Origin of the sequence: Aeromicrobium panaciterrae, from assembly GCF_031457275.1 — a bacterium.
Lineage (GTDB): Bacteria > Actinomycetota > Actinomycetes > Propionibacteriales > Nocardioidaceae > Aeromicrobium > Aeromicrobium panaciterrae_A.
The window spans coordinates 438,880-463,668 of record NZ_JAVDWH010000001.1; the positions used below are offsets into that span (position 1 = coordinate 438,880).

The window sequence follows — 24,789 nt, forward strand, 5'->3', positions numbered from 1 at the left end:
AGTCCAAAGGAGTTTTGCGCGGCCCTACGAGGGAGGTCTTAGTGCATCTTGAGCGACGGGTCGTGCGGCCCCTTGGGCTCAACCCAGAAGTCGAGGGCGAGCTGCTCCTCGGTGCCACCGTTGAGATAGATCGAGAAGTCGGTGACTCCGGCGTCCTCGAGAACGTCGTCATCGATCAGGAACTGGCCCGTGTATTCGCGGCTCGGCTTGATCAAGATCTCGTAGGCGGCGTCGGCCATGATGGCTGGCGTCCGTGAGTGACTGACGAGCTCTGCGCCGACGACATTGCGGACTGCTGCGGTGTCGATCGCAGTGCGCGGCCACAGCGAGTTGGCGGCAATGCCGTACTCGGCGAGCTCGACGCTGAGACCCAGGGTCACGAGGCTCATGCCGTACTTCGCCATCGTGTACGCCGTGTGCACGGTGAACCACTTCGGGTCGAGGCTGATCGGCGGCGAGAGCGTCAGGATGTGCGGGTTCTCGGACTGCTTGAGCCACTCGATCGACAGCTTCGACAGCAGGAAGGAGCCACGCGCGTTGATGTCGTTCATCAGGTCGTACTTCTTCATCGTCACGTCTTCGGTCTTCGACAGATCGATGGCGCTGGCGTTGTTGACCACAATGTCGATGCCGCCGAACTCCTCGGCAGTCTTCGCGATGGCCTCCGCGACGAAGGCATCGTCGCGTACGTCGCCGACGAGCGGGAGTGCCTTTCCGCCGGCGGCTTCGATTGCTGCGGCCGCGGTATAGATGGTGCCGGGCAGCTTGGGGTGAGGTTCTGTGGTCTTCGCGAGGAGGGCGACGTTGGCGCCATCTTTCGCAGCGCGTACGGCGATTGCCTCGCCAATTCCGCGGCTTCCGCCGGACATGATGATCGTCTTGCCTGCAAGGGACATGGCTTCGATCTTGCCGCGAGCATCACTTACAGTCAATACTGACGGTAAGTGAGAAAGGTCGCGCAATGAGCGAGCAGCATCCTGACTGGTTCAGTCACGCACTGGCCCAGCCGTACGAGAGTCGCGAGCTCGACGTCGACGGCGCACGCATCACCTACCGCGCCTGGGGCAAGAGTGGAGCCGCCCCGGTCGTTCTGGTGCATGGCGGAGCTGCACACGCCGGCTGGTGGGATACGACGGCGCCGTTCCTTGCCGCCGACCATCGCGTGATCGCGATCGACCTCTCCGGACATGGCGACAGCGACCGTCGTGAGTCCTACGCGCTCTCGACCTGGGCGACCGAGGTGGTGTCCGCCGCCGCTGCCGAGTCCGACGAGGCACCGATCGTGTTCGGGCACAGCATGGGTGGTTTCGTCGCGCTCACGGCTGGCCGCGACTACGGACGCGCATTGCGCGGTGTTGCGGCGATCGACTCTCCGGTGCGCGAGCTGTCGGCGGAGGCCAAGGCGTGGATCGCCGAGGGTGGGCACGGCGACATACCGGGCAACAAGTTCTATCCCGATCGCGAGACGATCCTCAGCCGGTTCAGGACCCTGCCGGAGGACACCTCGACGCTGACGTACGTCAAGGACCACATCGCCGAAGGCTCGGTCGTCGAGATCGACGGCCGCTGGACCTGGAAGTTCGATCCGCACATCTTCCTCAGCTCACGTATGGAGCCGGAGGAGCTCGCGGCGATCGATTGCGAGGTCGCGTTGATCCGCGGCGAACGTGGCATGGCCACAACCGACATCACCGACCTCGTCGCCGAACGGCTCGGTGGACACGTGCCTGTCACGCTGATCCCCGACGCGGGGCACCACATCATGCTCGACCAACCGGTAGCGCTCATCGCGGTGCTCCAGACTCTGCTCGGCCAATGGAGGAACACATGAGTGACTCAGTGCTCATCGACACCGTTGATGGTGTCTTGACGATCACCTGGAATGAGCCCGACCGGCTCAATGCCCTCACGGCCGAGATGCTCAACGCAGCCGCTGCATCGATTGAGGAAGCACCGTCGGAAACCCGCCTCGTAGTGATCACCGGGACCGGTCGCGCCTTCAGTTCTGGCGCCGCGCTGGGTGCTGACTTCGACGGGTCGGCAACCCTTGATGGCGCCAACCGTCTCGTACGGGCGATGACCCGTTCGCCTTTGCCCGTCATCAGCGCGGTCAACGGAATCGCTGCTGGCGTCGGTTGCTCTATCGCGATCGCCGCTGACATCACCTTGGCCAAGAGCTCGGGCTACTTCCTGCTCGCCTTCGTCAACATCGGTCTCATGCCTGACGGCGGTGCCACCGAACTCGTTGCGGCCTCCGTCGGTCGTGCCCGCGCCAACCGCATGGCAATGCTGGGCGAGAAGCTGCCTGCTGACGAGGCGGCCCAGATCGGCCTGATCTACAAGTCGCTCGATGACGAGGACTATGACGCCGAGTTCGCGACGCTCGTCGGCAAGATCGGCCGTGGACCGACCAAGGCGTTGTCGGCCATGAAGAAGGTCATCACGGCCAACACGCTGCCGAGGCTCGACGCCGCTCTCGATGCTGAGCTCGAGGGCCAGGTCGCCCTGTTCTCGACCAAGGACGCGTTCGAGGGCGGCTCGGCGTTCCTCGAGAAGCGCCCCGCAGCATTCACGGGAGCATGATGACGACTGATTTCGAGGTGCTCGACCGCCTGCTGACCAGTCGCCGAAGCTGTCGCGGATTCACCGATGAGCAGGTTCCGCGCGAGGTCATCGAGCAGCTCCTCGCCGCCGCCCAACGTACGGCGTCGTGGTGCAACACCCAGCCCTGGCACGTCGTGATCACCTCGGGCGAGGCAACGACCAAGCTTCGTGAAGCGTTGCTCGAGTCGCCCGACGGCTACGGCACGGACTTCGACTTCCCAGCCGCGTACACCGGCGTCTACGACGAGCGTCGCAAGGACGTCGGTTGGCAGCTGTATGAAGCCGTTGGGGTGACCCGCGGAGACCGCGAGGCATCGGCACGCGAGATGCTGCGCAATTACGAGTTCTTCGGCGCCCCACATGCGGCGATCATCACGACGGAAGCCGACCTCGGCGTTTACGGGGCAGTCGACTGCGGACTGTATGTCGACTCGTTCCTGCTAGCAGCCGAAGCGCTCGGCCTCGGGACGTGTGCCCAGGCTGCGCTGGCGATGCGCTCGCAGTTCCTCCGCGACTGGTTCGATCTGCCCGAGACTCGCAAGGTCGTGTGCGCGATCTCCTTCGGTTACCCGGACCGCGAGCACCCGTCGGCCAACTTCACGTCTCGCCGAGCGGCGATCCCTGAAGCAGCCGTCTTCGTTGATTAGCCCCTGAGGGCTCCAATGCCGAGAACGGCGGCGAGGCCCAAGGCGCTGCGTGGGTGATAGGCGGACGTCCACAGTCCGCCGTGCGCTGCATTGTTGGCCTCGTCGAGCCACGGTTCGGCTTGCTGTTCGGAGCCGGCTCGAAGGTCATGGACCAGCAGCGCTGCCATCAACGTGTTGCTCGTCGCGGGGTCGAAGACCTCGACGCCGAAGCGGTGCGCGCCGGCATATGCCGCCGCGAGCGCCTTGTTCTTGACGACCGATCGCGTACGAGTTGCCGGCGCGACATTGAGCGACACCGTGGTGCCCTCGTTCCGAGCCGTCGTCGCGCGCCAGCGCTGTAGGCGCTTGGCGAGCGCGTAGTTGGGTCCTTGCTGCGGCACCAACGCATCGCAGATGCCGGGGTCTGCACCGGGCGGGTAGTTGCGCTGCAGCAGCCGTCCGCCGCTCGCCAGACGCAGCGGCGTTCGCAGCACCTTCGAGACACTCCGCGAGGCGTAGGCCGCATTGGCCACCTCGACCTCCTCGGCCGGTACGGCGAAGACGTCAGTCGGTGTTGCGAGGAACGCCAGCGCGGTGTCGGGTCGGTTCTGAAGGAGATGAGTTGCGAGCGCATCGGCGGCCATCGACACACGTACGTGGGTCGCCCCATCTGCGTAGCAATAGTTGCCGAGCACCAGGCGACCGTCGATGTGGTCGAGCCATTCAGCGACTGCCGGGAGCTCGGTGATCAGATCGGCACCGACGTCGGCACCACCGTTGGTCACAATGCGCGCTGGTACATGGAGTCGGCCGGCCGATTCGGCGGCGTACTCGCTGATCCGTGACTGCACATCTTCGCGAGGCAGATCTAGCGCAACGCAGGTTGCGCCCCAGCGCATCAGCGCGCGGTAGGGGCCCATCTCCGCGCCGGCCCCGAGCACGACCATGGTGTCGCCCTCGAGCCTCATCCACTCGGGATTGTCGATCACGGTCTGTACGGCTTCAGAGCAGGAGTGCGTGATGATGCCGCGGCTCACCCAGTCGTCGAGCTGGTCGAGCAGCGCCTTGCCGCGCAGTCGTTCGCCGCGGTACGGAAGCGTCAGCTCGGTTTCGATCTCGGCGTCCCCCTTGATGGTCTGGGTGTGGAAGACCTGCGACAGCGGGGTGTTCGGGATTGCGTCGTCGAGCGACCCGTCACCAAATCGCATGTGCTCGTGCGCGCTGCGCAATCCATCGGCCGCGATCGAGTGGGCGGCGGGTGCCTCGCCAATGCCCGCCTCGAGCGCGCGGCGGAAGTGCGCCAGATAGTTGCGTCGCCAGTTGGTCTCGTTTTCGACGGCGCGCGATCCGACCGGGTCGGCCTTTCGCAGCGCGTCTCCGATGATCGTTCGGGCGGCCGACGACGTGCTCTCGGACTCGAATGTGACTCCCTCAAATGCGCTCATGTCGCCAGAGTAGGAGCCAAATTTGGTTACTCACGAGTCAGGATCCTGAATATTTTCGAAGACGACCAATCCGCGGGTGCGAGCGTGGCGAATCAGTCACATGAACACAACGACGCCGGCTCGTACCGCGGCACCCTGGTGGGCCGGAGCCGTCGCCGGATTCCTCGCCGCCGCGTCCGGTGTTGCTGTCGGAACGGGTGTTGCGGCGTTGCTGCAAGGCGTTCCGTCCCCGATCGAATCGGTCGGCAACCGCGCGATTGACTACGCGCCTCCCTTCCTCAAAGAGTTCGCCGTCAAGCAGTTCGGCACCGCGGACAAGCCGATTCTCATCGGTGGCGTCGTTGTCACCTTGGCGATCCTCGCGATGGTGGCCGGAGTCATCGGTCGCAGCAAGCCGCGCTTGGCCGTTGGTGCGGTTGCACTGATCGGCGTCATCGCTGTTGCAGCAGCGGCGATTGACCGCACGACCACCGCGAGCCGCGCCCTCACCCTCATTCCTTCTGTGCTGACACTTGCTGTCAGCCTGGCCGTGCTCATCGTCCTGCTTGGCACGCTCACCCAGCTGAACCGCAAGCTCGAGTCGCTTCCGGCCGGGTTCGATCGCCGCAAGTTCCTGAAGGTGGCGCTCGGCGCTTCGGCGCTGGTCGTTGTCGGTGGCGTTGTCGGCCGGGTCTACGGCAGCGCAGCAGCGGCCGCTTCGCGAGCCGGAATCCGCCTCCCGGGAGCTGCGATCGCTGCACCGCCGATTCCTGCCGGCGTCCAGCTCGACCTGAAGGGCATCACCCCGTTCGTCACGCCCAACCGCGACTTCTACCGCGTCGACACCGCACTGCGGGTGCCCGACGTGCCGGCTGAGGGCTGGAACCTCCGCATCCACGGGATGGTCGACAAGGAGCTCAACCTCTCGTACCGCGACATCATGAACATGCCACTCGTCGAGAACCGCATCACGCTCACCTGCGTCTCCAACGAAGTCGGCGGACGCTACCTCGGCAACGCCGCCTGGCTCGGCGTGCTGACCAAGGACCTGCTCGAGATGGCCGGAGTCCAAAGCGGCGCCGACGCGATCAAAAGCACGAGCGCTGATCGTTGGACCGCTGGTACGCCACTCGATGTCGTGACGGACGAGCGCAACGCGATGCTCGCGATCGGGATGAACGGCGAGCCGCTTCCCCTGGAGCACGGGTTCCCGGCGCGGCTGGTCGTACCTGGCCTGTACGGATTCGTCTCGGCGACCAAGTGGCTCGTCGACATCGAAGTGACTCGCTTCTCAGACTTCAAGGGCTACTGGACCACCCGCGACTACACCGCGGAGGCGCCGATCAAGTTCTCGTCGCGTATCGACGTTCCGAAGTCCTTCCAGAGCTTCCCGCGCGACAAGGTCCGCCTCGGCGGCGTCGCCTGGGCGCAGACCGTCGGGATCGAGCAGGTGGAGATCAAGATCGACGACGGTCCGTGGGAGATCGCGACTCTTGGGGCGGAAGACAACCTCGAAACCTGGCGTCAGTGGATGTGGCAGTGGGACGACGCCACTGAGGGCACTCACAAGGCGACGATCCGCGCCACCAACAAGAACGGCAAAACCCAGACTTCCGAGCGGGCGCGTATTCGCCCGAACGGGACGACCGGCTGGCACAGCGTCCAGTTCCGCGTCGAGTAGCACCACCCAACCCAAGGAGAAATGAAATGCGTACAACCACCAAGAGCTTCGCCATCGCGGCGGTTGCCTCGCTGTCCCTGTTCACCGCGGCGTGCGGCTCGAGCGACAGCGATCCGGCTGCCTCCGAAGACACCACCACCTCGGCTGCTCCGATGGACGATGTCGCTTCCGACCTCGTTGGTCCGGGCTGCGCCGACTACGCCAAGGCCGTCCCCGAGGGCAAGGGCTCCGTCAGCGGCATGTCCGAGGATCCGGTTGCCACTGCAGCCAGCAACAACCCGCTCCTCAAGACCCTCGTGGCAGCTGTCTCCGGTCAGCTCAACCCCGACGTCGACCTGGTCGACACCCTCAACGGTGGAGAGTTCACCGTGTTCGCACCTGTCGACACGGCATTCGCCAAGCTCGACAAGGCAACGGTTGCCACCCTCGGCACCCCCGCCGGCGCAAAGACGCTCGAGAGCGTCCTGACGTACCACGTGATCCCCGGCCGCATCCTGCCGAAGGACATCGACGGAACGCTCAAGACTGTCAACGGTGCTGAGCTCAAGGTCACCGGCTCCGGCGACAACATCAAGGTCGGCGGCCAGGCCAGCGTGATCTGCGGTGGCGTCAAGACCGCCAACGCCACGGTCTACCTGATCGACTCGGTGCTCATGCCGCCTGCGGCCTGATCCACACCACTTCACACCCGTGCGGGCCGGCTCCCTTTGGGGGCCGGCCCGTTCGTCGTCGGTAGGCTCCGACGCATGGGTTCTGTGCACCTCATTCGCCACGGCCAGGCTTCGTGGGGCGCTGCCGACTACGACCAGCTGTCCGAGCTTGGGCAGAGGCAGTCGACCGCTCTCGGCATTTCGTGGGAGGCCTCGGACTGGTCGCCCACCACGGCTGTTGCCGGATCCATGAAGCGCCACGCTCAGACCGCGATCTCGGTGATCGATGCCTGCGGGCAGGGCGAGGGCTATGACGTCGACGCTGGTTGGGACGAGTTCGACCACATCGCGATTGCCCGCGCTCACGATCCTGCGTCGATGGACGCCGACCCCAAGGCCTTCCAGGCCATGCTCAACGTGGCGCTGGACGGCTGGATTGCTGGAGGCGAGGGTGCTGGAGAGAGCTATCAGCAGTTCGTCGAGCGAGTCATGAAGGCTTTTGACCGCGCGGTCCTGGAGGCCGGCTCCGGCCGATCAGTAGCTGTGTTCACCTCGGGTGGGCCGATTGCGCTGGTCGCTTCTCACCTGATGACCGGCGGTGCCACGCTTTTCCAGCGCGTGAACGATGTCGTCATCAATGCCAGCGTGACGACGGTCATCGTTGGGCAGTCCGGACCGAGGTTGCTGACCTTCAACGAGCACGGGCACCTGCCCCGTGACATGGTCACCTTCCGCTGACCCTTTCCGCGCGTAGCATCGAAGGTTCAGGGAGCAAGGAACCATCGTGACAGTCGACATTGAACCTCAACAGCGCACTTCGGGCGGCGCTGCTGATAGCGACCACCCGCTTCGCCCTCTGAAGGAGCTCGGCTCGTTTGGCTGGCTCGCGATTGTGGCCGCGGCGTCACTCGCCGCGGGGGCGATCCACGCGACGGCGATCGGTGCTCACAGCGAGCATCGCCAAGCGGCCCTGATCTTCACGCTCACTGCCGTCGTCCAGCTCGGCGTCGGTGTCTCCGCACTCATGCGCCCTGGCCCGGGCCTGCTCACCCTTGGCGCAATGGCGAACGTCGGCGCCGTCCTCGGGTGGATTCTCGCCAAGACGGTCGGACTGCCATTCGAAGGTCTCGACACCGCAGAACCGCTTCAGCGGGCCGACACCCTGGCTGCGATTCTGGCGACGCTTGCTGCGCTTGCCGCGATGGCGCATCTGAGGACGTTCGGTACGGCGCGACTGATTCGACACCCGCTCGTCACCGCAACAGTCGCGTTGGCCGTCGCGGCGCTGTCGGTGCCGGGCATGCTCGCGACCGGCGGTCATTCCCACGCTGGCAGCGAGGACCATGCGCACAGCAACGTGGCGAAGCCGTACGACCCCGCTCTGCCGATTGACCTCAGCGGTACGCCTGGCGTGACGCTCCAGCAGCAGGCTGCGGCGGAGAATCTCATTGCCATCACCTTGCTCCGACTCCCGCAATTCTCGGATGCCAGCAAGCTCGAGGCCCAGGGCTTCAAGTCGATTGGCGACGGATTCTCTGGGTTTGAGCACTACATGAACGTCGACAACATGTCGGACGGCAACATCCTCGATCCTGACCATCCCGAGTCGCTTGTCTACGACACGACCCAGACGCCGAAGAAGCTCGTCTCGGCAATGTTCATGATGAATCCGGGCGACACGCTCGACGATGTGCCCGAGCTGGGTGGCCGGCTCACCCAGTGGCACATCCACGACAACCTGTGCTTCGCCGACGGCAAGGTGGTTGGACTGATCAATCCCGGCCAGCCGTGCCCGCCGGGATCGAGCATCGGTGGGGCCGTGCCGATGATCCACGTATGGATTGAGGCGCATCGCTGTGGACCGTTCTCGGCTCTCGATGGCGTTGCCGCGGGATCGGTCAAGAAGGGCGAGGTCACCCTCTGCGATCACAAGCACGGAGCCGTCTAGATTCGGATACCGCTAGTATCTGAATATGAAGATCGCCCCCAACTCGCGCGTCCTGATCACTGGAGGCGCCTCGGGCCTCGGCCTCGCACTGGTCCTTCAGTTCGTTGAGCGTGGAGCCCGCGTGCTCGCCACTGACGTTCACGAGGAGATCCCTGACAGCCTGCGAGGGCTCGAAGGCGTCTCGTACCTGACGCTCAACGTCACCCAGGACGTCGATTGGGCGAAGGCCCGCGACTGGGTGACCGAGACCTGGGATGGCCTCGACTACCTGTTCAACAACGCTGGTGTGGCAGCGGGCGGTCGAATCGAGCTGTCCGAGATGGATCAGTGGCAGTGGATCGTCGACATCAACTTGCTTGGTGTCGCACGCGGCTGCCGTACGTTCACGCCGCTGATGAAGGAACAAGGTAGCGGACACATCATCAACACCGCATCCGCCGCCGGACTGATTCATCCCCCGCGGATGACGGAGTATGTCGCCGTCAAGGCGGGCGTGGTCGCGATCAGCGAGTCCCTCTTCCATGAGCTCAAGCCGTACGGCGTCAAGGTCTCGGTCATTTGTCCGACGTTCTTCAAGACCAATCTCACGGAGTCGCTACGTGGCAAGGATGAGCAGGCCAACAAGTCAGCAGCCAAGCTGATCGACAAGGCCAAGTTGTCTGCCGACACGATCGCGGCGCGCGTGATCCGAGGTATCGAGAAGGACCGCCACATCATCCTCACCGACCGAGACGGCAAGGTGGCCTATGCGGCCAAACGATTTGCGCGTCCGCTGTACTACTCGATGATGAAGAAGGCTTCATTCCAGATGGCGAAGAAGGACTGACATGCGCAAGAACGTTCTGATCACGGGTGCAAGCTCCGGCCTCGGCGAAGGCATGGCGCGCATTCTCGCCGCGAAGGGCCACAACCTCGCCCTGACCGCACGCCGAGTGGATCGGCTCGAAGCCCTCAAGGCTGAGCTTCTTGAAGCCAACCCGAGCATCGAAGTCGTGGTGCACGAGCTCGACGTCAACGACCACGACCAGGTCTTCGCAGTGTTCAAGAAGGCCATCGTCGACCTGGGAGGCCTGGATCGAGTCATCGTCAACGCGGGACTCGGAAAGGGCGGACGCGTCGGTACCGGCAAGTTCTACGCCAACAAGCAGACGGCCGAGACCAACTTCATCGCAGCGCTGGCGCAGTGCGAGGCAGCGATGGAGCACTTCTACGAGCGCAAGGCCGGCCACCTGGTGGTCATCTCGTCGATGTCGGCAATGCGCGGAATGCCGTCCGCCCTCACCACGTACGCGGCGACGAAGGCCGCAGTGGCGATGCTCGCCGAGGGCATTCGGTCAGACCTCATCGGTCGCAAGGGTCACGACATCAAGGTCACCACGCTCTACCCCGGCTACATCGCCTCGGAGATGAACGAGGCCGTGCAGAAGGAAGCGCGGATGATGGTCGACACTGAGACGGGCTGCAAGGCGCTGGTCAAGAAGATTGAGGCCGAGGTCGTCGACGCCGCCGTACCGGCATGGCCGTGGGCGCCGATCGGCAAGGTCATGAAGCACGCGCCACTAGGCGTCGTGCGCAAGATGGTCTGAAGTAGGGCTGAACTGCTTCAGCTTCTTGCGCCCGGAGATGAACACCCGGCTCGCGATGAACCCGACGCCGGCGGCATGGGTGGCGAGCACAAACCCGAGGATGACGCCGCCAATGATCAGGATCCACTCGGTCATGCAGCAACTTTAAAGGCTGGCCCAGTCTCGGTCAGCGGAACCGTCAGGCAATCGAGAACGGCTGCGCTGTTGATTCGAGGACGCTCAGCCAGAGATCGCCCTCGGGCGAGACATTGTGCGATCCCTGGGTCACGAACGGGATCGGCACGTTGACGAATCGATGGCGGCGCCGGCCGACGACGAGGTCAGTTCTGCCTGCCATCGCAGCGTGTACGGCGGTCTGGGCGAGGCGAGCGCAGTAGACCGAGTCGGACGCATCGGCTGGAACAGAGCGGATCGCGTAGCCGGGGTTGAAGTAGCGCATCGTCAGCGGCTGGTCGGCGTTGGCGAAGTGCTTGGTGATCTGCTCGCGCAAGTAGCGCGCGATGTCGCCGAGCACCGTGTTGCCACTTGGATCCATACGGTCGCTTGCCGGAATCAGGTGCTGCCCAGCTCCCTCGGCAAGCACGATGACGGCGCTGCCACGCTCGGCGACGCGTCGTTCGAGGAGGGCCAGCAGCCCGTTGTCACCGTCCAGCGAGAAGTCGACCTCGGGGATCAGGACGAAGTCGGCGTCGTGGTTGGCGAGTGCGGCGTAGCAGGCGATGAAGCCAGCATGGCGACCCATGACCTTGACGATGCCAATGCCGCCGACGGCTGCCTCGACCTCGACGCGTGCGGCCTTGATCGACTCCGCTGCCTTCGCGAAGGCCGTCGAGAAGCCGAAGCTCTGACCGATGTGCGGGATGTCGTTGTCGATTGTCTTGGGTACGCCGACAACGCCGATCTTGAGTCCGCGACGCTCGATCTCGACCACGATGTTGTGGGCGCCGCGCATCGAGCCGTCGCCACCGATCACCATCAGGACGTTGATGCCCTCTTCGACCAGTCGGTGGACGATCACGGCGGGATCCTGGGCTCCCCGCGAGGTCCCGAGGACCGTGCCGCCGCGCTCGTTGATGCGTGCGACCGACTCAGGTGTCAGCGGAACGATGTCGTGACCGAGCTCAGGGACAAAGCCGGCGTAGCCGTGCTGGAGGCCGACGACATTGCGTACGCCGTAGTGCGTGTGGAGCTCGAGGACGATGGCGCGGATGACGTCGTTGAGACCGGGGCACAGTCCGCCGCAGGTGACGACGCCGACCTTGGTGGTGGCCGGGTCGAAGAAGATCTTGTCGCGTGGCCCACCCGACTCGAACGTCGGCAGGTTCTCCAGCCCGACTCCGCGGGACTCGATCAGCGCGAGTGTGTCGTCGTACAGGATCCGATCGTGTTCACCGACGTAGTACTCGTTGGTCGTGCGACCACCGACGTACAGCGCCAATGGCGAATCGACTGTGCACGGACCTAGTGAGCTGACCTGGAGATCGTCGAGGGTGACCACGAGTCAATCCTATATGAGGAAATCCTCATGTTTGTCAGTGGTTTCAGGGCTTGAAGATCAGGCAGGTCGATGTCGCCGTGGCCAGCAGACGGCCATCTGAATCGCGTATGTCGGCCTCCACGAATGCTGCGCGCGAGCCCGGCTTGGTGACCCGGCCGTGGGCGACGACCCGTCCCGTGTCGGAGGTGATGCCGCGCAGGAAGCTGACGTTCAGATCGAGTGACGTGTACGCCGTGCCGACCGGCAAAGTTGTCTGCACAGCGCAGCCACACACCGAGTCGAGCAGAGTCGCGAAGAAGCCACCGTGCACCGAGCCGATCGGGTTGTAGTGCGACTCATCAGGAGTTGCGGCCATGACGGCCTCGCCCGGAGCGACGCTCGCGATCTCGAGGTTGATGTGGCTGGCGATCGGGGGCGCGGGGAGCTTGCCGTCGATCATGGCCTGCAGATAGTCGAGTCCGCTCATCGTCATGGCGGCTTCCAACTGAGGGTGCGGGTCAACCCAGGTGATCGTCTTGGACTTCTGCTCGAGCTCGGTCATGGCGGGTCCCTTTCGGTGCGGACCAAAAGAGCGTAGCATCTAAGTTGGCAATCCAAACTCAGCGTGAGCCAGATCTCAGGAGGAACGAATGGCCTGGTCCGACTACGACTCGTCGAACTGCTCGATCGCGCGTACCGCGGAGGTTCTCGGCGATCGCTGGACCGTGCTGGTCGTACGCGATCTGTTCAACGGTGTGCGTCGTTTTGATGCTCTCCAGTTGCACCTCGGCATCGCCCGCGACGTGCTCGCGAAGCGGCTGAAGCTGCTGGTCGACGAAGACCTCGTCGAGCGACGCGACTACAAGGCCGAGGGTGAGCGGGCTCGCCAGGAGTACGTGCTGACACCGGCCGGACGAGATCTACGGACGGTTCTGGTCGCGCTGATGGACTTCGGTGACAAGCACCGAGCCGGCGTTGACGGTCCACCCGTCGCGCTTCATCACCGCGATTGTGGCGAGCCGATCCATGCCCACCTCACCTGCGAGGCGGGCCATCTGATCGACAGCACGACGCGGGCCGAGCTCATTCCGCTGCCGGGCGCCAGGCTGCTGGTTCAGGCGTAGCGGTAGGCCTCGAGCGGGAATCGGCCGGCCTCGCGGAACGCGTTGATCGTCGAGGTCGGACGCAGGATCGCCGCTTCACCGTGCTGGTTGAAGTAGTAGCTGCGCGCTGTCGAGCAGCTACCAAGTGCGAACACGGAGTCCTCGAGCTTCTCAGTCATCCGGTCGAGGAACTCGGCGTTGGCCTCGGGTGTCACCTCGAACGTCGAGGCGCGACGCTTGCTCACCTCGCCGAACAGCCGCTTCATGTGCTTCATCTGCGACTCGATTGTCGTGAAGTAGGACAGACCGCTGTATGAGTAGGGGCTGGCGAGCGTCAGGAAGTTCGGGAAATGCGGCACGGCAACGCCTTCGTACGCCTGGAAGCGGTTGTCTCGCCACCACTTGCCCAGGTTGCGGCCGTCGCGACCGATGATCTCGATCGCCGGGAAGTTGACGTCCCAGAGATTGAAGCCGGTCGCGAGGATCAGGGTGTCGATCGTCGTCTTCTTGCCGTCAGTCGTGACGATGCCGTCCGGTTCGATCCGCTCGATCGACGTGGTCTCGAGGTGAACGTTGTCGCGGGTGAACGCCTTGAAGTAGTCGTTGGAGAACGTCGGGCGCTTGCAGCCGAAGTCGTAGTCAGGCGTCAGCTTCTTGCGCAGCTCCGGATCGTCGATCTGGCGAGCCATATGTCGCTTGGCGACCCGCTCAGCGATCTTGTTGAACATCTTGAAGCGGCGGTACTTCAGTACCGCGGCGACCATCAGCACTTCGAGGACGCCGGAGCCGAACCCGCGCACGATGCGCTGAGTGAGCGGCACTCGCGCGTACATCGAGCGCACACGCTTGGGGATCTTGGCGTCGGACTTGGGAGTCACCCAGATCGCTGTGCGCTGATAGACGGTCAGCTCGGCCAGGGTCGGCGCGATCTCTGGGATGAGCTGTACGGCGGTCGCGCCGGTGCCGATGACGGCGGCCTTCTTGCCCGCGAGGTCGTACGAGTCGTCCCACTTCGTGGTGTGGATGACCTTGCCCGCGAAGGTCTCGATGCCGTCGATCTCGGGCATCTTCGGTTGGGAGAGGAATCCAGTGGCGGTCAGCAGGTAGCGCGCGTGGAGCCGTTCGCCGCCGGCGATGTTGACGGTCCAGTGCTCGTTCTCGGCGTCCCAGACTGCGCCTTCGACGACTGAGTTGAAGCGCATGTTCTTGCGGAGGTCGTACTTGTCAGCGACATGCGAGGCGTACTTCTTGAGCTCTTCTCCGGGTGCATATAGGCGCGACCAGTGCGGGTTGGGCTCGAAGGAGTAGGAGTAGGTCGATGAGGGGATGTCGACTGCGAGGCCCGGGTAGCGGTTGACGTGCCAGGTGCCGCCGAGGTCGTCTTCGCGCTCGAGGATCACCAGATCCTTGAAACCGAGCCGTCCGAGCTGGATCGCTGCGCCCATTCCGCCGAATCCGGCGCCGATGATCGCTGCGTCGTGCACGTTGGTGTTCGTCATGCTCTTCTCCTACCCAAAAACAAGCACATTGACATACCGAGAGTATTTGAACTCAAGTAAAACAGCAGACCGGCCATGTGACAACCCCGATGTCGCATTCAGTCGCGGATCTGTGAGGCATCATGACCTCATGACGCTCGAAATCACCGTTCGCGGTTCCGCCGAGACCAGCTATCCCGCCGAAAGGGCGACCGTCTCCCTGGCCGCTGCGATTGAGGGGTCAGACAAAGCGAAGGTGTTCGCCGACGCTGTGGCGCTGCAGGAGCCGCTCACCAAACAGCTCAAGGAATTAGTTGACCTGGGCGCGGTCGCGTCATGGTCGAGTGCGCAGGTGCGGGTGTTCAGCCATCGACCGTGGGACCCCGAAGGCAAGCGGTTGGATCTCGTCCACGTGGCCCGGGTCGAAGCGGTCGCGGAATTCGTGGACTTTGAGCGGTTGAGCGGCTTTCTCGACTTCTGGTCGGGCAAGGAGGGCATCGAGGTCTCCGGCATCGCCTGGGATGTGACGGTCAAGAACCGGCGCTCGTACGAGTCCGAGGCGCGCAAAGCTGCCGTCGAGGACGCGATCGCCAAGGCGCAGGTCTACGCCAACTCGGTACGCCGCGGCAAGGTCGTCGCGCTGCAGCTGTCCGATCCGGGCATGCTGAGCACCAGTCCCGACATGCCGGGCGCGATGCCGAAGGTGATGATGGCGCAGGCTGACATGGGCGGTGGACCGTCGCTGGCGCTTGCTCCGGAGCAGATCCTCATTCGCATCGAAGTGGATGCGCGCTTCGCGGCTGAGTAGCCCCGCGCTCTAGTCGAACCAGATGATCTTGATCAGCGCCAGTGTGCCGATCAGCAGAATGATCGCGCGCAGTACGAGCGGTGGCAGACGCCGGCCGATACGTGAGCCGAGCAGGCCGCCGATCAAGCTGCCTCCACCGATGAGAGCCACGATCTTCCAGTCGATTCGGTCCCACGCGAAGATCATGAACGCGACTGCCGCGACTGCGTTGACGAGAGTGCCGAGGACATTCTTGAGTCCGTTGAGGGCCTGGATGCCAGCACTCAACATGATGCCCATCAGGCCCATGAGCAGAATGCCTTGCGCCGCACCGAAGTAGCCGCCGTAGACGCCGAGTCCGAAGATGCTGATGAACAGCGCAGGCGACACCCGTTCGACGTCGGTCTCTCGTTCGAGCTTGCGACGGGCAACGCGTCGCTGGATCGACGGTCCGACGATGACCATGAAGAGAGCAAGAGCAATGAGCGCCGGAACGATCGCATCGAAGGAGCTGTCGGGCAGGGTCAGCAGTAGCGCGGCTCCGGTCGTTGCTCCGAGGACTGACGCCGGCGCAAGACGTACGAGGGTGGTCTTGAGTTCGCGTGCCTCGCGGCGGTAGCCGTACGTACCGGAGATGCCGCCGGCGACCAGGCCGATGTTGTTGGAGACGTTGGCGGTCAGCGCGGGATAGCCGAACAGCAACAGCGTCGGAAAGGTGATGAGGGTGCCTGAGCCAACGATCGTGTTGATCATGCCCGCCCAGATTCCAGCGGCAAAGATCACGAGGCCCTCGAGCACCCTCTGAGCGTAGCGCCCTCGTACGCGTACGCCTGATTATGCCTCTGACCTGCGTAAATACCTGACGGCAGCTTGGTTCAGACTCATACCGAAGGTATGCTCGACGTATGTTCTGGACCCAGCTGCGTAGGCGGCTCATGATCTGGCGACGCCCCAGCAGCACGGTTCGCATGCTGCTGCCCGGCCGTGGCCCGATGCGCGTTGTCTACGACAAGGCCGTCGTTCATGAGAGCTACAGCTTCCGCGCGCGAGTGCTCCAGCGTGCAGCCAGGCTTGTCTTTAAGCCACTGCTTCGGTTCACCCCACTCAACGATCGATCGCTCGCGACCATCCGCGCAGTCGACAAGTTGTCGGCCCGTCGACCCCGCTCGCCGTACGTGGAGTCGATCAAGTTCGAGCTCGGCGGCGTACCAGTTGAGTCGATGGTGCATCGTTTCGGCTCGACCAGCGACATGACGATCCTCTATCTCCACGGTGGCGGATTCTTCTCCGGAAGCATTGAGACGCATCGCCGCATCTGTGAGCGGCTCGCGCGCAAGACGGGCGCCACCGTCATCTCGGTCGACTACATACAGCTTCCCGAAGGTTCGATCGCGGATTCGGTGCAGGACGTCATCACCGCATACGAAGCTCTGCTCGAGCAGAGCGTGCACCCGGACAAGGTCGTCGTCGCGGGCGACTCGGCCGGGGGCTACCTCACGATGAAGGTCGCCGAGCTCGCTAATCGGCGTGGCCTCCAGGCGCCGGCAGCGCTGCTGTGCTTCTCGCCGCTGTTGAGCATTGACCCGGACCGTGAGGACAAGGCGGTCCAGCGCATCACCCGACAGCGAGACGCCTATCTCCCGGTCCAGCGCATCGCCCAGATCCGCGAGCGCTGGTTGCCCGAGGAGGGTTCAGCGATCGAGGGATATGCCTCACCGCTTCACGCCGCTGCCTACATCACCTCGCCGACCTTCTTGGTCGCCGTCGAGGACGAGATGCTCCGCCCCGAGGTCGAGGCCATGGCTCTGCTGTTGCATGAACGCGGTGTCGAGGTCGAGACGCATCTGTGGCGCAAGCAGGTGCACGCCTTCCCGGTGCTGGCAAAGGTGCTGCCCGAGAGCGAGATGGCTCTGCAGCTCGCAGCCGACTTCGCGAGCCGAGCCGTCGGCGAGCTCGATCGACCGCCGTTCGTCGACCCGGATACGCACGACGAAGTCATCGTCGGCGAGCTACTCCCCGACGACGCTGCCTGAGCCCTTCGCTCAGTCGAGCGTGAGGCGCAGTGTCGCCTTGATGAGTTTGTCGTCGAAGGTGCTCGACACAGCGAACGCCGACAACGGCTCCAGCTCGTTGAGAACGTCCTCGACGTCTGGCGGCGGGTTCGACGCCAGCAGTGCTTCGAGGATCGTGTCGATGTTGACGAACATCGCTGGGAACGCGCCCGGGTGAGCGACAGCTTCCTTGAAGTTCTTGGAGTCGCCGAGCTTGCCGTTGCCGGAGAACGCCTCGGCGGCTTCCGGGTTGGTCGCAATGACCACTCCGTCGTCCGTCGGTGAGGCGACGAGCGAGAAGCCCACGTCGGCAGCCAGGTCGACCAGGCGCTTGGCCAGATCCGCACCCTTGGTCGGGTCGGTCGTCAGCTTGAGTCCGATGTCGAGTTGGGCGACATCATCCGGACCCGACAGCATCGGCAACGTCTCGAGATTGCGGCCACCGACAGCGAGCATGAGTCCGTCGCCGAGCAGAGTTTCGAGATCTTCGGGCAGCTTGAAACCGAACTCCTCCTCAATGGCCTTGAGCTCCTCTTCGGCATCCACTCCATCGGCCGCGAAGCCGCTCATGAACCCCTTGTCGAACTGCTCCTTCGCCTGATCGCCGAATCCGGAGATGGCGAATGCAAGGGCGGTGTCTTCAGGCAGATCTGCGAGGTTCGTCGACTCGACGACGTCTGGCTTCTCGTCGAGGTGTGCGATCGATGCGAGCTCGAGCGATGACGAGCTGGCTCGCAAGGTGACGGCGGCCGTGGAGGCACCGGCGAAGGCGTCCTCCACTTCTGCACCGAAGGCTTCTTCGATTGCGTCGCTCTTGCTGATGCCCTCGAGATCGGCCCATGCCGAGAAGACACCCTGCTCGCCGAGTTCGTCCGTGTCCTTGGAGAACGTGGTGTTGTCGGCAAGCGACTTCTTGCTGGCAGCCTTGCTCGCCGCAGCTGCATCGGCCTTGCGTGGCGTGACGAGTGCGTAGCCGTCAAGGAAGGCGATGCCGGTCTTGCTGTCAGGACCTCCGCAGTCGGCAAGTGCATTGATGCCGATTCGTGCCTTGTCCTCATCGCTGATCTGTACGGCGACGATCGGAGTCTCGAGTTCGGAGTCGTACGCGACGCCGATGCGATGGCCGATCCAGGGCTCGATGTCCTTGTCATAGTCGAGGTCGCACTCGGCGACGAGGTCCTCCAGCAGTGGCTTGCGGACGTCCTGGTTGACGTCCTTGATGCCGAGTTCCTTGGCGAGCTCGGGGAACTTGCGGATCAACCGCAGGATCGCGATCTTCTGGCTCGCCGAAGGGTCGGCGTCGATGCGTGCGTACGCGACGACCGTCGAGGGGAGTACGTCGTGCGGCTGGGCACCGCCGCCCGAAAGCTTCTGCCAGGCGAACGCGCCCACAGCGACCAGGCCGAGCACCATTCCGGCTGCCACGCCGAGGATGAGGAACCGCTTGCGGCTGCGCTTCGTGGGCTCGATGACGGCGGGGGTCTCTTCAGTCATGGGTCGTCCTTAGCTGGGAGAAATCCGAGCGTATCGAACCTGACGAGATGCCATTTGTTGTTTGAAAAGACGGTGGTAGGGATTTCCCTAGACTTCCCGACGAACGGCCCGATCGGGTGTACAGGAGACCTACATTTGGCTGTCGCCGATGGTCGGTGACAACTCGATCGAGGTGCAGATCATGCGCAAATCCACCGCCATTCTCTCGGCCGCCGTCATGGCGCTGGCCACAGCAGTGAGCATGTCACCAGCGCAGGCCGCGTCCTACGACGTGAGTGCCTCCATCTCCACGAGTAGCGCGCAGTCCGGCGATGGGCCATACATCAAGGGTTCGATTTCGCCTGCCCGCTCAAAGGCGATCAAGGTGCAGCGCTACATCGGTGGGAACTGGCAAAACATCAAGTCGGCCACGACCAATGGTGACGGCAAGTACGGCACGCGCCTGAGCCCCGAATACTTGGATGGCGCCCTGGGCTCACTGAAGTTCCGCGTAGTTCTTGACTCGCCCAATACAGGTAAGAGCGGCACCGTCACCAAGACGATTTACGGCTGGCGCCACCTCTCGGACATGACCGCGTCGTCGGGTGACTCGTTCCGTTTCTATGACGATGGCGTGCATCTCACAGTCGACGGACATGATGCAGATGACGGCTGGATCTCGGCCATCGACGGTGTGGCGTACACCAAGTGGAACCTGCAGGAGAAGTGCATCAAGCTCACAGGGTTCGCCGGCCTCGATGACTACACTTCCGACACCGCGTCCCTGGCCAAGCTCTACATCGGTCTAGATGGCACTTCGCACGACTACGACCGAACGTTTAGCCAATATGAGACCGCGACGCTGGACAAGTCTCTCTACAAGACGCACTACCTGACGTTCAAGGCAAAGCGAATCGAGATCGACGAGAATGCGCCCCTCGGAGTTGGCTACCCCAGGGTGCTCTGCAGCAAGGACCTCACTGATTGACCTGCACCGACGAGGGCCTGGCCGGCACCGCTGGCCGGGCCTTCGTACGTGTAAAAGCCGGTGGTAGGGATTTCCCTAGACTTCCCGACGAACGGCCCGAGCGGGTGCACTGGCGACCTACATTTGGCTGTCGCCGATGGTCGGTGACAACCCGATCGAGGTGCAGATCATGCGCAAATCCACCGCCATTCTCTCGGCCGCCGTCATGGCGCTGGCCACAGCCGTGACCATGTCACCGGCTGAAGCCGCCAGCTACGACGTGAGCGCGTCCATTTCCACGAGCAGCGCACAGTCCGGCGATGGTCCCTTCATCAAGGGCTCGATCTCTCCTGCTCACTCGGGCAAGACGGTGCTGTTGGAGCGGTACTACAGCGGCGCCTGGCACACGCTTGCCGACACGTCGACCAACAGCAGTGGAAGGTACGGCGTGCGCTTGTCGCCTGACGACCTGGATTACAACCTAGGCTCGATGAAATTCCGCGCCAGGCTCTATACGCCCAATACCGGCAAGAGCAGCACCGTCACCAAGACGATCTACGGCTGGCGCCACCTCGCCTACATGACCGCGTCCTCGGGTGACTCGCTGCGCTTCTGGGATGGCGGCGGTGAACTCACGGTCGACGGTGTGTACACGGATGAGGGCTGGCACGCGGGGCACCTCGATGGCGAAGGCATTGGCTACACCAAGTGGAACCTGCAGGAGAAGTGCATCAGGCTCCAAGGGTTTGCCGGACTCGACGACGATGGGTCCTCCACGGGCGCCATCGGCAAGCTCTACATCGGCCTCGATGGCACCTCGCACGACTACGACCGAACGTTTGACAAGTTCGAGTATGCGGAGCTCAACAAGAGCCTCTACAAGACTCACTACATGACGTTCAAGTCGAAGCGACTCAACCTCGACGAGAACACCGTCGTCGGTGTCGGCTACCCGCGGGTGCTCTGCAGCAAAGACATGACTGATTGATCTGAACTGACAAAGGCCCGGTCGACGACGTCGGCCGGGCCTTTGCGCGGGCAGGGTAGGGAATTCCCTAGAGTTCTGGGCGAAAGCCCCAACCGGTGCTCGAGAGACCTACGTTGAAAATGTCGCCGATGGGCGGTGACATTCGAGCGAGGTGCACACCGTGCGCAAGTTCACCGTCATTCTGTCAGCCGCCGTCATGGCGCTGGCAACAGTCGTATCCATGTCGCCGGCCCAAGCCGCGAACTACCACGTGACCGCTTCCGTTTCCACGAGTAGCGCCCAGTCCGGCGAAGGGCCGGTCATCGCGGGTCAGTTGACGCCTGCCACGCCCGGCAAAGTGGTCCATCTGCAGTACTACTACAACGGCGACTGGCGCACGGTGGAAACGACGTCTACCAACCCTGACGGGTCCTACACCGATCTCATCTCGTCTGATGATCTGGGCTACGCAGTGGGCGCCTTGAAGTTCCGTGCCAAGGTCGTCGGCGCGGACGGGATCGGGACCGGCGCCAGCCCTACCATCACCAAGACGATCTACGGCTGGCAGCGACTGGCGTACGTCACGGCTATCTATGGCAACTCGCGACGCTACGTTGACGGTGAAGGAGATTTGACCGTGAACGGGCATTCGACTGCTTCGCAGGAGGGGTGGCAGATCACGAATCCGCTCGTCAACCAGATCAGCACTCGCTACACGAAGTGGAACCTGCAGGAGAAGTGCATCAGGCTGATCGGATTCGCTGGGATCGACGACTACGCCTCCGACGTTGGGGCTCAGGGCCGACTCCTCATCGGCCTGGATGGCACCTCGCACGATTACGACCGAACGTTCGACAAGAATGAGCTCGCGTACCTCGACAAGAACCTCTACAAGTCGAAGTACCTCACCTTCAAGGGATACAAGCTCAACAGTGCTGCGACTCGAATTGGGGTCGGCGACCCCAAGGTGCTGTGCAGCAAGGCTCTTCCCATGAGCAACTGATCTGCACCGACGAGGCCCGGTCGACCTGGTCGACCGGGCTTTCGTCAGTTTTGCCTCGGATGCCCGCTTGAAAGCCCTAGATTTGGGTGTCGCCGACAGGCGGTGACACTCCCGGAGAGGGTGCAGTTCATGCGCAGATCCACCGCGATCCTGTCGGCCGCCGTCGTGGCGCTGACCACGGCAATATCGATGTCGCCGGCGCACGCCGCCGCCTTCCACCTGACCGCGTCCATTTCCACGCCCAGTGCCCAGTGGGGTGACGGGCCGATCATGGACGGTCAGCTCACGCCCGTCTATTCAGGCAGGACGGTCTATCTGCAGCGCTACTACAGCGACTCCTGGCACACCGTTGACACGACCTTGACCGATGACAGCGGGAATTACCACGAGCATCTGACCCCCGACGAGCTGAAGCACAAGGTCGGGTCGATGAAGTTCCGGGCCAGGGTCCTTGGTCACGACGGATACACCGCGGACTCCAGCCCCACCGTTACGAAGACGATCTACGGCTGGCAGTCGCTCGCCCACATCGATGCGACGTACGGCGACTCGCGGCGCTTCGTCGATGGCGAAGATCAGTTGGTTGTGAACTTCCAGGTCGCGGACCGCTCATGGCAGGTCAAGAATCCGCTCGTCAACGAGGTCGGCAGACGATACACCAAGTGGAACCTGCAGGAGAAGTGCCTCCAACTGCGCGGATTCGCCGGCATCGACGACGACTCCAACGCGAGTGCCCAAGGGCGAGTTCTGATCGGAATCGACGGGACCGCGTACGACGACGTGTACTCGTTCAGCCCGCACGACTATCAACCACTCGACAAGAACCTCCACAAGACGAAGTACTTGACCTTCAAGGCGTACAAGCTCAACGAATATGCCACGACGGTCGGGGTCGGCGTTCCTGAAGTGAACTGCTCAAAGAAGCTTCCGACCAACTACTGAGGTCTTCGTAGGTCTGTGGGCGTTCTTTCAGAATTTGTTCGAACGCCCACAAGTTCGTGCTCGGGAGATTTACATTGGGGTGTCGCCGACTGGCGGCGACACCCGATCGGGGGTGCAGTCAATGCGCAAATCCACCGTGATCCTGTCGGCCGCCGTCATGGCGCTGGCCACAGCCATATCCATGTCGCCGGCCCAAGCCGCGGCATTCCAAGTGACAGCTTCGATCTCGACCAGCAGTGCTCAGTCCGGCGACGGGCCCATCATCACGGGTCAACTGACGCCGGCAGTGGTCCACAAGGTCTACCTGCAGCGCTACTACAGCGATGCGTGGCACAACGTTGCCACGACCTTTACCAACGGCAGCGGTCAATACATCAGGCACGTGACTTCTTCGGAGCTCGGCTACAAGGTGGGTTCGTTGAAATTCCGCGCCAAGGTCCTTGCCGATGGTGGGCCGTACTCAGCAGACGGCAGCCCGTCAGTCACCAAGACGATCTACGGCTGGCAGTCGCTTGCCTACATGGATGCGATGTCCGGCGCCTCATATCGTTACGTCGACGGCAACGATGAGTTCGTCGCGGACGAGTACACCGCGGACGACTCGTGGCAGATCAAGAGTCCGAACATCGGTACCGTCGGCACTCGCTACACCAAGTGGAACCTGCAGGAGAAGTGCATCAGGTTCCAAGGCTTTGCGGGTATTGACGACGACGAGTCCGTTCCGGGAGCCGTGGGCCGATTCATCGTCAGCATCGATGGCACCTCGCACGACACCGCAGAGAACTACGGGCCGAACGTGGCCGATTTCTTCGACGTGCCGATCTACAAGACGCACTATTTGGCGCTCAAGGCGTACAAGCTCAACGGCAATGCCACCGTGATCGGAGTTGGAGAGCCCGAAGTGCTCTGCTCGAAGAAACTTCCGGTGGACTTCTAGTCACCTGCGAGGGTCCGGCCAACATCGTTGGCCGGGCCTTTGCACGAGTGTTGGACGTGCGTTCAGAATTTGCTCGAACGCCCACAAGTTTGTGCTTGGGAGCCCTACATTTGAGTGTCGCCGACTGGCGGCGACACCCGAGCGGGGGTGCAAAGCATGCGCAAATCCACCGTCATTCTGACGGCTGCCATCATGGCGCTGGCCACAGTCGTATCGATGTCACCGGCCCAAGCCGCGGCCTACCAAGTCACCGCGTCGATCTCCACGGTCAGTGCGCAGTCTGGTGACGGTCCCTATTTCACCGGGGCGATCTCGCCCGGCACGCCTGGCAAGACGGTCTACCTGCAGCGCTACTACAGCGGCGGTTGGCACACCGAAGCGACGACGAGCACCGACAGCGATGGTGATTTCGCGGGCCTTGTGTCGTCGGAGGACTTGGGCTTCAAGGTGGGCTCGATGAAGTTCCGCGCCAAAGTCATTGGGTCGGGGTCGTACACCTCAGGCGCCAGTAGTTCGATCACGAAGACGATCTACGGCTGGCAGTCGCTCGCCTATATGGATGCGATCTACGGCGACTCGCGACGCTATTTCGACGGGAATGATGAGTTCACCGTCGACGAGACCACGGCGGACGACTCCTGGCAGATCAAGGATCCACAAGTCGGCGTGATCGGCACCCGCTACACCAAGTGGGACCTGCAGAAGAAGTGCATCAAGCTCCAAGGATTCGCGGGCATCGACGACTTTGACTCCGTTCCGGGAGCTGAGGGGCGATTCATCATCAGCATGGACGGCACTGCCCACGACACGGGTGAAAACTACGTCCTGGGGGACATCCGGCACCTCGAGGAGCCTCTCTACAACACGCAGTACTTGGCGCTCAAGGCCTACAAGAACAACGGCAACGCCACCACGATCGGTGTTGGCGAGCCCGAAGTGCTTTGCTCGAAGAAGCTCCCCGAGAATTTCTGAGCACTGACTAGGGTCAATCCCACAAACAATCAGGCTTGACTGTTTGTGGGATTGGCCGCATGCTGGGTCGGTGACGACACAGGCTCAATCGAGAACTCCCCAAGGGGAGCGCA

The 24,789-nt window shown here is 63.2% G+C and carries 26 protein-coding genes; 18 read left to right on the forward strand and 8 right to left on the reverse strand.

Translation table 11 applies throughout. The features are described from left to right. Window positions 1-38 precede the first annotated feature (38 nt). On the reverse strand, window positions 39-932 hold the full coding sequence (locus J2X11_RS02225; protein ID WP_309966219.1) for an SDR family oxidoreductase: 894 nt from the start codon (window positions 930-932) through the stop codon (window positions 39-41). Between the two features lie 29 nt (window positions 933-961). On the opposite strand from J2X11_RS02225, the gene J2X11_RS02230 reads away from it, so the two are divergent. The 3 genes from J2X11_RS02230 to J2X11_RS02240 are packed head-to-tail and all read left to right on the forward strand — an operon-like array spanning window position 962 to window position 3,251. Next, window positions 962-1,831 (forward strand): alpha/beta fold hydrolase, encoded by an 870-nt coding sequence (locus tag J2X11_RS02230; RefSeq protein ID WP_309966221.1) that lies wholly within the window; start codon window positions 962-964, stop codon window positions 1,829-1,831. Next, the gene (locus J2X11_RS02235) at window positions 1,828-2,583 is read left to right on the forward strand and encodes an enoyl-CoA hydratase-related protein (protein WP_309966224.1); all 756 of its coding nucleotides are present in this window, start codon (window positions 1,828-1,830) and stop codon (window positions 2,581-2,583) included. Before J2X11_RS02230 ends, J2X11_RS02235 begins: the two co-directional genes overlap by 4 nt. Beyond that, on the forward strand, window positions 2,580-3,251 hold the full coding sequence (locus J2X11_RS02240; protein WP_309966227.1) for a nitroreductase: 672 nt from the start codon (window positions 2,580-2,582) through the stop codon (window positions 3,249-3,251). Before J2X11_RS02235 ends, J2X11_RS02240 begins: the two co-directional genes overlap by 4 nt. On the opposite strand, the gene J2X11_RS02245 is transcribed toward J2X11_RS02240, so the two are convergent. Continuing rightward, window positions 3,248-4,675, reverse strand: coding sequence for a hypothetical protein (locus J2X11_RS02245; protein ID WP_309966230.1), 1,428 nt, complete (start codon window positions 4,673-4,675; stop codon window positions 3,248-3,250). The two genes, J2X11_RS02240 and J2X11_RS02245, sit on opposite strands and share 4 nt — an antisense overlap. Before the next feature lie 100 nt (window positions 4,676-4,775). On the opposite strand from J2X11_RS02245, the gene J2X11_RS02250 reads away from it, so the two are divergent. From J2X11_RS02250 to J2X11_RS02275, 6 genes are all read left to right on the forward strand, one after another. Further along, window positions 4,776-6,335: a molybdopterin-dependent oxidoreductase gene (locus J2X11_RS02250; RefSeq protein ID WP_309966233.1), complete on the forward strand. Its 1,560-nt coding sequence runs from the start codon at window positions 4,776-4,778 to the stop codon at window positions 6,333-6,335. A gap of 26 nt (window positions 6,336-6,361) precedes the next feature. Further along, window positions 6,362-7,006, forward strand: coding sequence for a fasciclin domain-containing protein (locus J2X11_RS02255; RefSeq protein WP_309966236.1), 645 nt, complete (start codon window positions 6,362-6,364; stop codon window positions 7,004-7,006). A gap of 75 nt (window positions 7,007-7,081) precedes the next feature. Continuing rightward, window positions 7,082-7,723 (forward strand): histidine phosphatase family protein, encoded by a 642-nt coding sequence (locus J2X11_RS02260; RefSeq protein WP_309966239.1) that lies wholly within the window; start codon window positions 7,082-7,084, stop codon window positions 7,721-7,723. A gap of 46 nt (window positions 7,724-7,769) precedes the next feature. After that, the gene (locus tag J2X11_RS02265; RefSeq protein WP_309966243.1) at window positions 7,770-8,933 is read left to right on the forward strand and encodes a hypothetical protein; all 1,164 of its coding nucleotides are present in this window, start codon (window positions 7,770-7,772) and stop codon (window positions 8,931-8,933) included. A gap of 25 nt (window positions 8,934-8,958) precedes the next feature. Beyond that, window positions 8,959-9,759, forward strand: coding sequence for an SDR family NAD(P)-dependent oxidoreductase (locus J2X11_RS02270; RefSeq protein WP_309966246.1), 801 nt, complete (start codon window positions 8,959-8,961; stop codon window positions 9,757-9,759). A gap of 1 nt (window position 9,760) precedes the next feature. Next, window positions 9,761-10,519, forward strand: a complete 759-nt coding sequence (locus tag J2X11_RS02275; protein WP_309966249.1) for an SDR family oxidoreductase — start codon at window positions 9,761-9,763, stop codon at window positions 10,517-10,519. Here J2X11_RS02275 and J2X11_RS02280 read toward each other — a convergent pair. Genes J2X11_RS02280 through J2X11_RS02290 form a run of 3 tightly spaced genes read right to left on the reverse strand, consistent with a single transcriptional unit; the run spans window position 10,493 to window position 12,558 of the window. After that, a complete protein-coding gene (locus J2X11_RS02280) occupies window positions 10,493-10,654 on the reverse strand; it encodes a hypothetical protein (protein WP_309966251.1) in 162 nt (53 codons plus the stop codon). The genes J2X11_RS02275 and J2X11_RS02280 overlap by 27 nt on opposite strands. A gap of 43 nt (window positions 10,655-10,697) precedes the next feature. Next, the gene (locus J2X11_RS02285) at window positions 10,698-12,017 is read right to left on the reverse strand and encodes an ATP-dependent 6-phosphofructokinase (RefSeq protein ID WP_309966253.1); all 1,320 of its coding nucleotides are present in this window, start codon (window positions 12,015-12,017) and stop codon (window positions 10,698-10,700) included. Window positions 12,018-12,060: 43 nt separating this feature from the next. Beyond that, window positions 12,061-12,558 carry a PaaI family thioesterase gene (locus J2X11_RS02290; protein ID WP_309966256.1) on the reverse strand — a complete coding sequence of 166 codons (498 nt, stop codon included), beginning with the start codon at window positions 12,556-12,558 and terminating at the stop codon, window positions 12,061-12,063. Window positions 12,559-12,646: 88 nt separating this feature from the next. On the opposite strand from J2X11_RS02290, the gene J2X11_RS02295 reads away from it, so the two are divergent. Then, window positions 12,647-13,120, forward strand: a complete 474-nt coding sequence (locus tag J2X11_RS02295; protein ID WP_309966260.1) for a winged helix-turn-helix transcriptional regulator — start codon at window positions 12,647-12,649, stop codon at window positions 13,118-13,120. On the opposite strand, the gene J2X11_RS02300 is transcribed toward J2X11_RS02295, so the two are convergent. Next, complete coding sequence (locus tag J2X11_RS02300) at window positions 13,111-14,598, reverse strand: flavin-containing monooxygenase (protein WP_309966263.1); 1,488 nt, start codon at window positions 14,596-14,598, stop codon at window positions 13,111-13,113. The genes J2X11_RS02295 and J2X11_RS02300 overlap by 10 nt on opposite strands. 130 nt (window positions 14,599-14,728) lie before the next feature. On the opposite strand from J2X11_RS02300, the gene J2X11_RS02305 reads away from it, so the two are divergent. Beyond that, entirely contained in the window at window positions 14,729-15,385 is a 657-nt protein-coding gene (locus J2X11_RS02305; RefSeq protein ID WP_309966266.1) for an SIMPL domain-containing protein, read from the forward strand. A 9-nt stretch (window positions 15,386-15,394) separates the two neighbouring features. On the opposite strand, the gene J2X11_RS02310 is transcribed toward J2X11_RS02305, so the two are convergent. Beyond that, complete coding sequence (locus J2X11_RS02310; RefSeq protein WP_309966269.1) at window positions 15,395-16,162, reverse strand: sulfite exporter TauE/SafE family protein; 768 nt, start codon at window positions 16,160-16,162, stop codon at window positions 15,395-15,397. Window positions 16,163-16,269: 107 nt separating this feature from the next. On the opposite strand from J2X11_RS02310, the gene J2X11_RS02315 reads away from it, so the two are divergent. After that, window positions 16,270-17,397, forward strand: a complete 1,128-nt coding sequence (locus J2X11_RS02315) for an alpha/beta hydrolase (RefSeq protein ID WP_309966272.1) — start codon at window positions 16,270-16,272, stop codon at window positions 17,395-17,397. A 9-nt stretch (window positions 17,398-17,406) separates the two neighbouring features. On the opposite strand, the gene J2X11_RS02320 is transcribed toward J2X11_RS02315, so the two are convergent. Beyond that, a complete protein-coding gene (locus J2X11_RS02320; protein ID WP_309966275.1) occupies window positions 17,407-18,909 on the reverse strand; it encodes a hypothetical protein in 1,503 nt (500 codons plus the stop codon). Window positions 18,910-19,090: 181 nt separating this feature from the next. On the opposite strand from J2X11_RS02320, the gene J2X11_RS02325 reads away from it, so the two are divergent. From J2X11_RS02325 to J2X11_RS02350, 6 genes are all read left to right on the forward strand, one after another. After that, window positions 19,091-19,876 (forward strand): hypothetical protein, encoded by a 786-nt coding sequence (locus tag J2X11_RS02325; RefSeq protein ID WP_309966278.1) that lies wholly within the window; start codon window positions 19,091-19,093, stop codon window positions 19,874-19,876. A 169-nt stretch (window positions 19,877-20,045) separates the two neighbouring features. Beyond that, window positions 20,046-20,843 carry a hypothetical protein gene (locus tag J2X11_RS02330; RefSeq protein ID WP_309966281.1) on the forward strand — a complete coding sequence of 266 codons (798 nt, stop codon included), beginning with the start codon at window positions 20,046-20,048 and terminating at the stop codon, window positions 20,841-20,843. A 160-nt stretch (window positions 20,844-21,003) separates the two neighbouring features. Then, the gene (locus J2X11_RS02335) at window positions 21,004-21,825 is read left to right on the forward strand and encodes a hypothetical protein (protein ID WP_309966283.1); all 822 of its coding nucleotides are present in this window, start codon (window positions 21,004-21,006) and stop codon (window positions 21,823-21,825) included. 129 nt (window positions 21,826-21,954) lie between these two features. Beyond that, window positions 21,955-22,767, forward strand: a complete 813-nt coding sequence (locus tag J2X11_RS02340) for a hypothetical protein (RefSeq protein WP_309966287.1) — start codon at window positions 21,955-21,957, stop codon at window positions 22,765-22,767. 121 nt (window positions 22,768-22,888) lie between these two features. Next, window positions 22,889-23,704, forward strand: a complete 816-nt coding sequence (locus J2X11_RS02345) for a hypothetical protein (RefSeq protein ID WP_309966290.1) — start codon at window positions 22,889-22,891, stop codon at window positions 23,702-23,704. Between the two features lie 156 nt (window positions 23,705-23,860). Next, entirely contained in the window at window positions 23,861-24,676 is an 816-nt protein-coding gene (locus J2X11_RS02350) for a hypothetical protein (protein ID WP_309966293.1), read from the forward strand. Window positions 24,677-24,789 lie beyond the last annotated feature (113 nt).

Coding starts and splice junctions, on each gene's coding strand:
- J2X11_RS02230 (WP_309966221.1), top strand. CDS start 962: ATGAGCGAGCAGCATCCTGACTGGTTCAGTCACGCACTGGCCCAGCCG.
- J2X11_RS02255 (WP_309966236.1), top strand. CDS start 6,362: ATGCGTACAACCACCAAGAGCTTCGCCATCGCGGCGGTTGCCTCGCTG.
- J2X11_RS02240 (WP_309966227.1), top strand. CDS start 2,580: ATGATGACGACTGATTTCGAGGTGCTCGACCGCCTGCTGACCAGTCGC.
- J2X11_RS02330 (WP_309966281.1), top strand. CDS start 20,046: ATGCGCAAATCCACCGCCATTCTCTCGGCCGCCGTCATGGCGCTGGCC.
- J2X11_RS02245 (WP_309966230.1), bottom strand. CDS start 4,675: ATGAGCGCATTTGAGGGAGTCACATTCGAGTCCGAGAGCACGTCGTCG.
- J2X11_RS02325 (WP_309966278.1), top strand. CDS start 19,091: ATGCGCAAATCCACCGCCATTCTCTCGGCCGCCGTCATGGCGCTGGCC.
- J2X11_RS02235 (WP_309966224.1), top strand. CDS start 1,828: ATGAGTGACTCAGTGCTCATCGACACCGTTGATGGTGTCTTGACGATC.
- J2X11_RS02315 (WP_309966272.1), top strand. CDS start 16,270: ATGTTCTGGACCCAGCTGCGTAGGCGGCTCATGATCTGGCGACGCCCC.
- J2X11_RS02350 (WP_309966293.1), top strand. CDS start 23,861: ATGCGCAAATCCACCGTCATTCTGACGGCTGCCATCATGGCGCTGGCC.
- J2X11_RS02300 (WP_309966263.1), bottom strand. CDS start 14,598: ATGACGAACACCAACGTGCACGACGCAGCGATCATCGGCGCCGGATTC.
- J2X11_RS02345 (WP_309966290.1), top strand. CDS start 22,889: ATGCGCAAATCCACCGTGATCCTGTCGGCCGCCGTCATGGCGCTGGCC.
- J2X11_RS02280 (WP_309966251.1), bottom strand. CDS start 10,654: ATGACCGAGTGGATCCTGATCATTGGCGGCGTCATCCTCGGGTTTGTG.
- J2X11_RS02290 (WP_309966256.1), bottom strand. CDS start 12,558: ATGACCGAGCTCGAGCAGAAGTCCAAGACGATCACCTGGGTTGACCCG.
- J2X11_RS02250 (WP_309966233.1), top strand. CDS start 4,776: ATGAACACAACGACGCCGGCTCGTACCGCGGCACCCTGGTGGGCCGGA.
- J2X11_RS02260 (WP_309966239.1), top strand. CDS start 7,082: ATGGGTTCTGTGCACCTCATTCGCCACGGCCAGGCTTCGTGGGGCGCT.
- J2X11_RS02275 (WP_309966249.1), top strand. CDS start 9,761: ATGCGCAAGAACGTTCTGATCACGGGTGCAAGCTCCGGCCTCGGCGAA.
- J2X11_RS02305 (WP_309966266.1), top strand. CDS start 14,729: ATGACGCTCGAAATCACCGTTCGCGGTTCCGCCGAGACCAGCTATCCC.
- J2X11_RS02295 (WP_309966260.1), top strand. CDS start 12,647: ATGGCCTGGTCCGACTACGACTCGTCGAACTGCTCGATCGCGCGTACC.
- J2X11_RS02340 (WP_309966287.1), top strand. CDS start 21,955: ATGCGCAGATCCACCGCGATCCTGTCGGCCGCCGTCGTGGCGCTGACC.
- J2X11_RS02320 (WP_309966275.1), bottom strand. CDS start 18,909: ATGACTGAAGAGACCCCCGCCGTCATCGAGCCCACGAAGCGCAGCCGC.
- J2X11_RS02270 (WP_309966246.1), top strand. CDS start 8,959: ATGAAGATCGCCCCCAACTCGCGCGTCCTGATCACTGGAGGCGCCTCG.